General features: G+C 37.0%; 12 protein-coding genes. 10 read left to right on the forward strand and 2 right to left on the reverse strand.

Features of this window, described 5'->3' with window-relative positions; genetic code table 11:
- Window positions 1-201 precede the first annotated feature (201 nt).
- The 7 genes from KFT32_RS26730 (at window position 202) to KFT32_RS26760 (ending at window position 5,281) form a co-directional block, all read left to right on the forward strand.
- Window positions 202-1,464, forward strand: coding sequence for a cytochrome P450 family protein (locus KFT32_RS26730; RefSeq protein WP_211750388.1), 1,263 nt, complete (start codon window positions 202-204; stop codon window positions 1,462-1,464).
- A gap of 322 nt (window positions 1,465-1,786) precedes the next feature.
- On the forward strand, window positions 1,787-2,377 hold the full coding sequence (locus KFT32_RS26735) for a DUF2238 domain-containing protein (protein WP_211750389.1): 591 nt from the start codon (window positions 1,787-1,789) through the stop codon (window positions 2,375-2,377).
- Between the two features lie 366 nt (window positions 2,378-2,743).
- The gene (locus KFT32_RS26740) at window positions 2,744-3,142 is read left to right on the forward strand and encodes a VOC family protein (RefSeq protein ID WP_211750390.1); all 399 of its coding nucleotides are present in this window, start codon (window positions 2,744-2,746) and stop codon (window positions 3,140-3,142) included.
- A gap of 190 nt (window positions 3,143-3,332) precedes the next feature.
- Window positions 3,333-3,623: an HAD family hydrolase gene (locus KFT32_RS26745; protein WP_211750391.1), complete on the forward strand. Its 291-nt coding sequence runs from the start codon at window positions 3,333-3,335 to the stop codon at window positions 3,621-3,623.
- Window positions 3,574-4,017: an HAD family hydrolase gene (locus KFT32_RS26750; RefSeq protein ID WP_211750392.1), complete on the forward strand. Its 444-nt coding sequence runs from the start codon at window positions 3,574-3,576 to the stop codon at window positions 4,015-4,017. The genes KFT32_RS26745 and KFT32_RS26750 overlap by 50 nt, the downstream gene beginning before the upstream one ends.
- 65 nt (window positions 4,018-4,082) lie before the next feature.
- Window positions 4,083-4,637, forward strand: coding sequence for a nucleotidyltransferase family protein (locus KFT32_RS26755; RefSeq protein WP_211750393.1), 555 nt, complete (start codon window positions 4,083-4,085; stop codon window positions 4,635-4,637).
- 116 nt (window positions 4,638-4,753) lie between these two features.
- Window positions 4,754-5,281 (forward strand): hypothetical protein, encoded by a 528-nt coding sequence (locus KFT32_RS26760; protein ID WP_211750394.1) that lies wholly within the window; start codon window positions 4,754-4,756, stop codon window positions 5,279-5,281.
- Window positions 5,282-5,385: 104 nt separating this feature from the next.
- On the opposite strand, the gene KFT32_RS26765 is transcribed toward KFT32_RS26760, so the two are convergent.
- Window positions 5,386-6,267 carry a LysR family transcriptional regulator gene (locus tag KFT32_RS26765; RefSeq protein WP_211750395.1) on the reverse strand — a complete coding sequence of 294 codons (882 nt, stop codon included), beginning with the start codon at window positions 6,265-6,267 and terminating at the stop codon, window positions 5,386-5,388.
- A gap of 195 nt (window positions 6,268-6,462) precedes the next feature.
- Here KFT32_RS26765 and KFT32_RS26770 point away from each other — a divergent pair, with 195 nt between their 5' ends.
- The 3 genes from KFT32_RS26770 to KFT32_RS26780 all read left to right on the forward strand — a co-directional run bounded on the left by KFT32_RS26770 (window position 6,463) and on the right by KFT32_RS26780 (window position 10,103).
- Window positions 6,463-7,440, forward strand: a complete 978-nt coding sequence (locus KFT32_RS26770) for an aldo/keto reductase (RefSeq protein WP_211750396.1) — start codon at window positions 6,463-6,465, stop codon at window positions 7,438-7,440.
- Between the two features lie 213 nt (window positions 7,441-7,653).
- Window positions 7,654-9,156, forward strand: a complete 1,503-nt coding sequence (locus KFT32_RS26775; protein ID WP_211750397.1) for a glycoside hydrolase family 43 protein — start codon at window positions 7,654-7,656, stop codon at window positions 9,154-9,156.
- Between the two features lie 341 nt (window positions 9,157-9,497).
- A complete protein-coding gene (locus KFT32_RS26780) occupies window positions 9,498-10,103 on the forward strand; it encodes a DUF1349 domain-containing protein (RefSeq protein WP_211750398.1) in 606 nt (201 codons plus the stop codon).
- Between the two features lie 138 nt (window positions 10,104-10,241).
- Here KFT32_RS26780 and KFT32_RS26785 read toward each other — a convergent pair whose 3' ends face one another.
- Complete coding sequence (locus KFT32_RS26785) at window positions 10,242-11,156, reverse strand: helix-turn-helix domain-containing protein (RefSeq protein ID WP_211750399.1); 915 nt, start codon at window positions 11,154-11,156, stop codon at window positions 10,242-10,244.
- Between the last annotated feature and the right edge of the window lie 43 nt (window positions 11,157-11,199).

Below are 11,199 nucleotides of genomic sequence, written 5' to 3' on the forward strand. Positions count from 1 at the left end.
GATAATACTATACTAAGCGTATATAATTTAATGAAATTCAAAACAAAATCCCCTAACTTACTAAATAAGAGGGATTATGGATTTAGTAGAATGACATGGAATCTATGTTTCACGTACCACTGAAATTTGGAATGTTGTTGTTACCACTATGTTAAACAGGTGCGAAGTAATCATCCATTTTTAACAGAAGGGAAGATTGTTATGAATAATTCGAAAATGAATGTATCTTCAGAAAGTTCGGAATTCAATCTTTTTAGTGAAGAAAGTGTGAAAGATCACTTTACAATATTCGCTCAAATGCGTGCAAAAGGTCCGGTTATTTCTATTCCAAATCCTATGGGTGGTTCGGGCCAAACTTGGATCGTTACGAGGATGGAAGAAGCAATGCAAGTATTAAAAGATCATTCCCGATTTACGGTAGATATGAATTCGATTCATAGCCAGGAAGACATTAGAAAAAATCTCTCGAACGAGATCGATTCTTCTGAACCACAAACCTTTTTTACGGGAAAGTCCATGCTTTTTGTTGATGACCCTGATCACAAAAGACTACGCAGTTTAATTTCTAAAGCTTTTACTCCAAGATATATGGAAAGCTTACGACCACGGGTCCAAGAGATTGCGGATGAACTAATTGATCAGGTACAAGCAAAGGGAGAAATGGACATAGTCAATGACTATGCGTACCCATTTCCAATTAACGTTATTTCGGAAATGCTTGGAATTCCTCATAATGACCGGGCACAAATCCATGTGTGGTCTGAGGCGATTGCTCATGGTCTTGGTTTTGGGAAACAGGATCCAAAGGTAGCAGAGCACTTACAAGATTTTGCTGATTATACGGCTCAGCTTGTGGCTGATAAACGAAAAAATCCGTCCGAGGATTTGATAAGTCAATTGATTGCCATCGAAGAGGAAGGGGATCGTTTGAATGAACATGAACTGATTTCTATGATTACGCTTCTGATTTTTGCGGGGCATGAGACGACTTCAAATCTGATTGCAACGGGTTCTTACATTCTTCTAACACATCCCGATCAGCTGGGAAAACTTAAAAGTAACTTGAGTTTAGTTCCATCTGCAGTTGAAGAACTCTTGCGATTCAATGGACCTGCAACAAGTTCAGGGCCTCGTTTTGCAACAGAAGACCTTGAACTAGCGGGACAAAAGATTGAAAAAGGGGATATCGTTATTCCTTTGTTAAAATCAGCGAATCGAGATGAGCTACAATTTGCTCAGTCGGAGGAACTAGATATTGAACGCCAGATCAAACGCCATCTAGCCTTTGGACATGGGATTCATATGTGTCTGGGTGCACCCTTAGCCCGAGTTGAGGGAGACGTTGCCTTTACTACCTTATTTAAACGACTTCCAGATTTGGAACTTCGTATTCCTAAAGAAGAAATTAACTGGAACTTTTCTCTTTCTTCACAAAGTTTAGCATCTTTACCCGTGAAATTCTAAAAAGTAAATGGATATTGCCGGAAGTACTATTGGTGGAAAAGAACATAGTCGCTTATGAGTCGCCATAATGGCGGCTTTTTTTGTATTATCGTTTCGTAAAATGCACTGCCATATTCCTAGTGTTAGTTTCAACTTATTTGGATACGCTGATAGGAAGGGCAGAAATCACTTGCAGACGTGAATTTTTCGAAATAGTCAGGATCCTAATATTTGTATTAAAAATCAGTGTATAAGTTAGTGGAAGGTGTTAGGTTTGACAATGCTCAGTAGAATAAGATAACATTAAAATTTTTTATAAGATTTGATTCAGAAAGGAACTGATATGCAAGATACTTCTAGAAATCATAAGTTTAATGTTGTATTTGAAATGATTCTGTACATCATATGTGCAGTATCGATTATTTATTTTGGTGTGACTGGCAATTATGGCAAGTCGTTTCAAGCCGGTCTTATCATTTTCGTGCTGTTGCTCTTTAGGGGCTTAATCACATGGACCAAAAGCGAACTGCCTCAAGCACTCCGATTCTCGGTGCTGATCTTTATTACGATAACGATGATGCTCGCAAACTTATTTAATATGTATGCTGTCATCCCTTATCTAGACAAGATTGAACATTTGCTGTCAGGAGTTATCCTATTCTTCGCAGGACAATTCATTATTGTTAAGATGGCTAAGCGTAAAGGTCTGGGTAGCCTGCCTTCCAATATTATCATCTGGTTCTCTCTCTTCTTTTCTGTTGCAATGGCTGGAATGTGGGAGATTTATGAGTTTACCGTAGACCATCTATTTGGACTCAAATCGCAAAATGGCAGTTTGCCCGATACGATGTTTGATATCATTTGTGGAACAATGGGTGCTGTCTTCGCGTCCTTCTATTTATTGATAAAGAATAAAGAGAAGCGTAATAAATAAATCAAACCACATCTCAGAAATTGATTCAATAAAAAGACGGTGCCAATATCATGGCGCCGTCTTTTGTCATTTTTTCTTGCCTAAGGGATTGCAGTAGCCAATAGGAAATGGAAAATGAAGCTAGATAAGAAAGGTGATTTTCAGCTAGGGGGGAGCTTCTTCTAGACCTCTCATATCAATGGATAAGACCTATTTATAAGCCTCCGATTCTATTAGGTATTCCATGGCATGAGCTAGAAAAGTCTAACATCTAAACTGACTTGAGATAGAATAAGCAGGTGCCTGATTGTTTTTTTATTTATGGTATGGCATCATTAACTAAAATTAGTGAAGGCTATAAAATTTGTGGTTAAAGGAGATTTTTTTATGGAGAAAGTTACACCCTTCTTAATGTTTCAAGATGGTAAAGCGGAAGAAGCAATGAATTATTATTTATCCACCTTTGCAGATTCAAAAATTACGAGTATTGTTCACTATGGTGCGAATGAAACTGGAGACGAAGGAACGGTAAAACAAGCTACTTTTTCCATAAAAGGACAAGAATTTATGTGTATTGATAGTAATTTGAAGCATCAGTTTTCCTTTACTCCCTCATTCTCTATTTTTGTTACCTGTGATACAGAGGAAGAGATCAACAATCTTTATCATAAACTGATAGAGGATGGACAAGCACTTATGCCAATTGGTGATTATGGTTTTAGTCAGCGGTTTGGTTGGGTTAATGATCGGTTTGGAGTATCGTGGCAACTAAATCTTCCTTCTTAAGATGTTAAAATAGGTAAACAACTATTAGATCAACGAATGGATTAGAGTTTCTTTAAAGAATGAAGGCAGCAGATCAGAACGATCAGCTGCTTTTTCTTTTTGTACCGAGCAGGGTATATCAAAAATCCGCAAATAAAATATGAAATCAGTACTTTTCCATAGAACAAAATAAGCATAGAAGATGAATACAATGATTTTCTTTGATCTAGATGAAACATTATTTGATTTCAAGTCAGCTGAATATCTAGCTGTAAATTTCCTTTTCACTCAATTTCCAGAGCAGTCAATATGCAATTCAGATGACTTCTATAACGCTTGGTGTGCAATTGGCAAAAGACATTTTGGAAGATTTTTGTTAGGGGAGTTATCCTTTGAAGAACAGAAAATTGAAAGGGTTAAGGAACTATTTCATTTTTTTGAATTAAGTATTGATGGATGGCAAAGCTCAACATTATTTTCAGATTCATCTCAATCTTTTTGAGGAGAATTGGAAACCTTTTGAAGATGTAATTCCTTGTTTAGAAGCACATAAAGAGTATCGCTTGGGAATAATCACTAATGGAGATTCTACGCAGCAGAGACAAAAGCTGAAGAAAATCGGTATTTTTGATTATTTTGAGATTGTTATAGCTGCTGGGGATATAGGGGTATCCAAACCAAATACAGAAATATTCAGGTATGCCTGTAGTATGGCTCAAGAACATCCTGCTGATCGAATTTATATTGGAGATAATTTGGAGACAGACATATTTCCGTGTGAGAAGATTGATATGAAGGGAATTTGGTTGAATAGAAAAAATGAGATTAAGGGGCAGGAACATATACGAACGATAAAGATTCTATTTGACTTACCAAAAATACTCGAAAATATGTAGTAGAATCGGGCGAATTCCATAGGTTTATAATGTTCAAAAAAGTAAATGATTAAAGGAGAATAAATGTGACTAATTATGAAAATAGATTGATAGAAATTATAAAAAATGACGACTACATAATATCGTTATTAAAAGCCGTTGAAAAATTAAATTTAAATGATGCTTGGATTTCAGCGGGACTCATTAGAAATAAAGTATGGGACGTTTTACATCGCATAAATACACCAATCAATGATATTGATGTTATCTATTTTGATAGCACGGATACATTGTGGGAAACAGAAAAAGATTTAGAGGAAAAATTAGACATTATAGTACCTAACCAGCCTTGGTCAGTAAAAAATCAAGCAAGAATGCATTTGAAAAATGGATTTGAGCCTTATAACTCTTCCTTTGATGGCGTTGCTCATTTTACAGAAATACCTACTGCAATAGCTGTGAAAATGTGTAATCGTGAACTTAAAATAATGGCTCCATATGGACTAGAGGATTTGTTTGAAAAGATGGTTAAACCTACTCCATACTATCAAATTAATAGCAAGTTACATTCATTATATACTGATCGAATGCAGGAGAAAAAGTGGGATACAATTTGGAAAGACTTATCTATAGAAGCTTAATGCTGGCGTTTGATAATCTTACTAAGAATGAATTTAAATGAGAATATCTGATTTCTAATATGCATACTGCATTGCCTTAGATAAGTAGTTATTACAGTCAAAAGGGGGGCTAAGCTTTGAAGATATTGTGGAGAGCCTATGTGTTTGTATTCATTCTCTTATACTTGGCCTATTTCTGGTGGATAGATATAATGCATAGTGGTTTACACGTGTTTAGTGTTTCAGCTTTAATGCTCCCTGTCATCTTATTAGTTGTGATATATATGTTCATTCGGAAAGAGGTTGGATGGACTACGCATACAGCACTAGTGATATGTTTAGCGATTTGTACAGTTGCTATATATCATTTGTGGATGAATGAACAACAATCTCATTTTACGAAAGTGAAATGGACTCTTGAACAAGAGGAGCGAGTGTGGATGGTAGATGACATGCTATCACAATACGAATTTGTGGGCATGGATGTATTAGCAGTAGAATCTATACTTGGGAAAGAAACGGACACTTCTTATTTCGAAGCACCTAACCGGTTAGTATATTACCTTGGTAGTGAGCGTGGATTCATTTCTATCGATAGTGAGTGGCTTGTCTTTGATATGAACGAAAAATCCGTAGTGACGAATGTACAAATATTGCATGATTAAGTGTTTGGGGAGTTATTAATCATTCGTCACCCGAAGAGTTCCGCTTTGAAAATACTCCAATTATGGAAAGCTATTTTATTTTAATTATTGATTGATTTTGTATATTATGAATGATATGTATCCTTAATAAATTGAATAAAATGTGCAGTAGCTGAACTGAAAATCTTGTTCTTTTTCCAAGCGAGTACATGACTTGTAATACGCTCAGGTTCAAATGGAACAAAACAAGTACGATTACTTTCCCGAATTGTATAAGATCCACTCACACATATTGCATATCCAAGTTTCTGTTCTACCAATAGCATAGCATTAGTCAATAGATTATGTGATGCAAAAATATTGAGACTATCATTCTCAACACCAAGCCAGCTTGCAATCTCATTTTGTACAATGGTACGTCGGGGTGGAATTAAAGGTAAAGAAAGAATATCATGAATACCGATAGATGCTTTTTGAGCAAGAGGATCATCACGTCTCATCAGAATCCCCCACTTTTCCTCATAAGGCAACCGAATATAGTCATATTTCGCAGTTTCAATCGGTTCCAATAATATACCGATATCAATATTCCCTCTGTCAAGTTTCTCCCTAATATCATCTCCATCTGCACTGTACAATTCATACTGTACCATAGGGTGCCGATTAGAAAATTCCTCTAATAACTCTGGCAACGCTCTCGATACAGTGGACTCTACACATCCCACTGAAACAACTCCGCCAATTAAATCTTTTTGTTCTACGAGGTCTCTTTCAGTCTTATCTAAGAGTGAAACGATTTCTTTTACCCGTTGCTGATACAGAAGTCCACTATCTGTTAGTGAAATCTGCCTCTTACCCCGTATAAATAATTGAGTACCCAGTTCTTCTTCAAGGTCCATAAGCTGCCTGCTTAAAGTTGGCTGTGTAATATGAAGGATTTCAGCTGCTTTTGTGATGTTACCTACTTTAGCCACTGTTAAAAAATACTTGAAAACACGAACATCCATTTCTTAATCATCCTTCCATATTTCATCTGATGGATAGTTTCCAGATTATTATACGATACATATTAGGCATCATAAAAGATTCATCATAGGTATTAGAAATTTTTCGTTTAAACAATTAACATAGAGTATATGGTCAGATAAGCTTAGTAGCCAAATCATTACTGGAATTTGTAGTAAATAGAAAGGGTGAAGGGTATGAAAAAGCGTTTCCTAAGAGGTTTAGAGGTTTCATCAATTGGTTTGGGTTGTATGGGGTTCAGCCACGGATATGGCAGTGGACCGGACAGAAACGAATCAATTCGGCTAATCCGTCAGGCGTATGATTTGGGTTGCACTTTTTTTGATACAGCCGAAGGATATGGCAATGGTTCCAATGAAGAACTTGTAGGGGAAGCGCTAAAGCCTATCCGCGATAAAGTTATCCTTGCCACTAAGTTTCGAGTTAAGAAAGATAGCACTACTTCTTCAAAAGAGTCAACATTGCAACAGGCACGGACTCATGTGGAAGCTTCCTTGAAAAGACTCGGGACAGATCATATTGACCTATATTATCAGCATAGAGTTAATAAGGAGATTCCCGTAGAAGAAGTTGCATTTAGCATGGGTGAACTGATCAAAGAGGGCAAGATACTTGCTTGGGGTCAATCCCAATCAACTGAAGAAGAAATTAGACGAGCCCATGCGGTTACACCGCTGACTGCGATTCAGAGTGAGTATTCCATCATGGAGCGAATGTTCGAAAAAGATGTTATTCCTACCTGTGAAGAACTAGGTATTGGTTTTGTTCCGTTTTCGCCTCTAGCCAGTGGATTTTTGTCCGGTAAAATTAATAATGATACGAAATATGAGGGCGATGATGTGAGAAGGGTCATCACTCGCTTTGATCGGGATAACTTAATTGCGAATCAGCCGTTACTAGATTTGATAACCCGGTTTGCAGAATCGAAAAAAGCTACCCCGGCACAGATATCTCTCGCTTGGATGTTGCATAAAAAAGATTTTATCGTACCCATTCCCGGTTCACGAAAGTTAGAACGTATTCAGGAAAATCTGGGGGCAGCTGAAGTGAAGCTTACGGAGGCTGAATACAATCAAATTGAAAAAGAACTTTCAAATATTGAGATTCATGGAAACCGTACAGACGAAGACATCGCAAAGTTAAAAGAACTCTAGTTAGCGTATCATCCTATTTAATGGGAAATGGTAGTTTAGATGCATGTAAGATGAAGCTGCCCGCAAGATGGGCGGCTTTATTGCATTAATGGATAGGATATTTGTATGACAAAGTCATTCTGTGTAAGGTTTCCTTGACATCGAAAACGTTTTCAGTTAATTTTTAAGACATGAAATGATAAATTATATCTGCACGTGAAAAGGAGATCTCAAATGAAGTATAACAATCCAGTCATTCCAGGCTTCTATCCAGATCCGAGCGTTTGTCGAGTTGGCGAAGATTATTATCTAGTGAACAGTTCCTTTGCATATTTTCCCGGGATACCAATTTGGCACAGCAAGGATCTCGTTCATTGGCGCCAGCTAGGGTATTGTTTAACCCGAGAAAGTCAACTTCAGTTGGAAAAGTCAGGCGTTTCGGGCGGGGTCTGGGCCCCTACAATCCGTTATCACCAAGGCAGATTTTACATGGTTACTACGAATCAGGACTACGGTGGACATTTCTATGTATGGACAAATGATCCTTCAGGAGATTGGTCTGACCCTATCTATGTAGATCAGGAAGGGATTGATCCTTCTTTGTATTTTGATGAAGATGGAAAAGTTTACTTTACAAGTACAGGGACCCAATCTGGTATGGGCATCTACCAATGTGAGATTGATATAGAGACAGGTACTAAATTAAGCGAGTCGCGTCTAATATGGTCAGGAACTGGTGGGAAATTTCCAGAAGGTCCGCATCTATTCAAACGAAATGGATACTATTATTTGATGTGTGCGGAAGGCGGAACGGAATACGGACATATGGAGACTATAGCAAGGGCCAAAACCCCTTATGGCCCATTTGAATCGGGTCCAATGAATCCGATATTGTCTCATCGGAGTCTAGGACATCCCATTCAAGCAACTGGACATGCCGACTTGGTCGAAGCGCATGACGGTATCTGGTGGGCAGTATTCCTCGGTATTCGCCCAGTAGGATATCCCCCTCGGCATCATCTAGGGAGAGAGACATTTTTGGCCCCAGTACATTGGTCTGAAGATGGATGGCCGATGATCGGCAACAATGGTGTTGTGGAACTGGAGATGGAAGCAGAAACTTTGTCTCCGGTTTATTGGGAGAATAATTCAGAAATAGATCATTTCGATGAACCGAGCTTAGGGATGCATTGGAATTTTCTACGGAACTCCGAAAAGGTAGACTGGTCATTAAGTGAACGGCCAGGTTGGCTTGCTCTAAATGGACGCAGTGTTCAATTGAAGGAGAGAACAGGTACACCCGCGTTAATTGCACGCAGACAACAGCATTGGAACTGCGAGGTTTCTGTAAAAATGGAATTTCAACCAGCGGAAGGTGCAGATGCAGGGCTAACTGTTTTTATGGACGATAGTTACCATTATGCGCTTGGTTTAACTATGCTTGATGGTAGGCATTTCGTTACACTGAAACGACAGGTCGGCAGTATCAGTGATGAAAAGATTTCTTTACCTGTTCTGGGGAATGTCATTGAATTAAAAATTCGAGCATTACCAGATAAATATCAGTTTTATTATCAAGGAAATGATCATGAATGGAATCTGCTAGGTGAAGCAGAAACACATTTGTTATCGACTGAAGTTGCAGGTGGATTCACCGGGGTGTTTTTCGGAATGTATAATTATTCTTCACTTGGAACAACTGCATATTTTGATTGGTTTCATTATAAAGAGCAATGACAGTAATTGCATTAGAAATCAAGCACCTCGTGAAACAATGACTAGAAAACAAATAATTTAAGTTTCTCCGAAATTAACCTTCCAGGAGGTCAAGCCTCGGGTTACGCTACGGAAAACGATAGCTCAATATAATCAGACTTAACGGCAGCCAATTCGGCTGCCATTTTCTCGAGTAACTGTTAATAAGGTCAAGCTAGATGGAAAGTTTTAAAGGTCCCCGCCTATAAGAAACAAACTTATTACCCTAACCGGCTGTTTAGTTTGAAGTAAGGAAGGAATCTCCAATATCAAAATAGTAATAGTATAGAATGAAGCAACTTAAATATGAGGAGGAATGATGGATGGGTAAAGAACTGTTTCAAACTTATAATTGGTTAAACGAAAGCAGTATCCGCTTTGAAGAAGATAAGATAATCATGTATGCTCCAGAGAAAACTGACTTTTTTTGTAACAGTGGGCCTATTGGAGAAGAAGGAATAACACCTGAGTCTCTTACCAATGCCCCATTTTATTATACTGAAGTTTCTGGAGATTTTGTTATGAGAGTAAAAGTAAGCCATGATTTCAAAGATACATACGATGCTGCTTCCATTATGGTTTTGAAGAACTCTACCGTTTGGGCAAAAGCTTGTTTGGAGTTAACCGATTTTGATACTCACGCTGTAGTGAGTGTAGTAACGAACCAAACATCAGATGATGCAAATGGTTGTAACATAGATGGTAACGAAGTTTGGTTTCAATTAGCACGATCTGGTAATTCATTTGCATTTCATTACTCCTTAGATGGCAAGAGATACGATATGATGCGTTTTTTCAGTCTACCGGTAGACGATATCGTAAAAGTAGGATTAATGGCACAATCACCTATAGGAAAAGGAGGGGAGCGTATCTATCAAAATTACACATTAGAACTTCAATCTGTGAAAAATATAAGAAGTGGACAATAAGATCACACTTCTCCCTAGTATAAGATCTAGGAAAAAGTAAAATACCATCCACCCAAATTGGGTGGATTTTTTATTACTAGAGTTACAAGGCAATTTTTCGTTCTTTAGATTATCAACTATCGAAGGAATCCGAATGGCTTAACCAGAAGGATTACTTATATAAAAGCCTGAAGTATCCTCAATTTGTAGGTTTACCTTTTCAATTTGCTTTAAGGTTGTATCAAGGAACGAAAATTGAGACTGTATTTCAAATAATGATAAAGCTTTTTGGAAATTTATAAGAGCATCCTGATACATACACATCAAAGCAAAATTATAACCACGATGATAGTACAATTCACCCAGAAGATAATTACTATCTATTTTCAAACAATGTTTTATCCCAATTTCGCAATAAATATTAGATTCGGTAAATTGATTAAGCCGTGTTAAACATTTAGCAGTATTATAGTAAATCTTCGAATGGATTGTCTTATCGACAATATAAATTGAATTTTTAAGTAATCGTAGTGCTTCTTCTAGATAAGAGATAGAAAGATCATATTGCTGATCTTCAAAGTAGATAATACCTATACTATTTATTATCTCTATGTTTCTTTCTTTGTTACCTTCATTACTATTAATAAGATATAAAGCTTCTTTTAGTATTTTTTGACTTTGAATTACATCATTTTTTAGATAGTAAAGACAGATTCCTTCCTGCCACTTTATAAACTGCTCATGGAATACGTTTTTTCTATTTGGGTTTCTTTTTTCAATCTCTATAAGCGTGTTTAATTCTTCATAATTTCGCTCTCTGAGTAATTTTCGAACTTGGTAGTAAAACTCATGAACATAATCGTAATTGGAAAAGTTTAATCTTTCAATGAAATAATCCAAAGTGACGTTTAGTCTCTTTGTTATTTTCATGAATATATCAACAGAAGGAATCGTATCCCCTTTTTCAATTTTACTAATGAGAGCCTGGGTGCAAATTCCTTTTGCTAGGTCATTCTGCGAGAGATTATTGATTATTCGAAATTCTTTTATTAACTCCCCAAGCCTTTTTTCCATCCGACAATCACCCTTATGTTAATTAGTTTTAAGTGATTTATTC

Source organism: Paenibacillus sp. Marseille-Q4541 (assembly GCF_018310695.1).
Taxonomy (GTDB): Bacteria; Bacillota; Bacilli; order Paenibacillales; family Paenibacillaceae; genus Paenibacillus.

Bases quoted from the DNA above. Each gene is read 5' to 3' on its own strand.
- KFT32_RS26730 (WP_211750388.1), top strand. From the start codon at position 202: ATGAATAATTCGAAAATGAATGTATCTTCAGAAAGTTCGGAATTCAAT.
- KFT32_RS26735 (WP_211750389.1), top strand. From the start codon at position 1,787: ATGCAAGATACTTCTAGAAATCATAAGTTTAATGTTGTATTTGAAATG.
- KFT32_RS26740 (WP_211750390.1), top strand. From the start codon at position 2,744: ATGGAGAAAGTTACACCCTTCTTAATGTTTCAAGATGGTAAAGCGGAA.
- KFT32_RS26745 (WP_211750391.1), top strand. From the start codon at position 3,333: ATGATTTTCTTTGATCTAGATGAAACATTATTTGATTTCAAGTCAGCT.
- KFT32_RS26750 (WP_211750392.1), top strand. From the start codon at position 3,574: ATGGATGGCAAAGCTCAACATTATTTTCAGATTCATCTCAATCTTTTT.
- KFT32_RS26765 (WP_211750395.1), bottom strand. From the start codon at position 6,267: ATGGATGTTCGTGTTTTCAAGTATTTTTTAACAGTGGCTAAAGTAGGT.
- KFT32_RS26770 (WP_211750396.1), top strand. From the start codon at position 6,463: ATGAAAAAGCGTTTCCTAAGAGGTTTAGAGGTTTCATCAATTGGTTTG.
- KFT32_RS26775 (WP_211750397.1), top strand. From the start codon at position 7,654: ATGAAGTATAACAATCCAGTCATTCCAGGCTTCTATCCAGATCCGAGC.
- KFT32_RS26780 (WP_211750398.1), top strand. From the start codon at position 9,498: ATGGGTAAAGAACTGTTTCAAACTTATAATTGGTTAAACGAAAGCAGT.
- KFT32_RS26785 (WP_211750399.1), bottom strand. From the start codon at position 11,156: ATGGAAAAAAGGCTTGGGGAGTTAATAAAAGAATTTCGAATAATCAAT.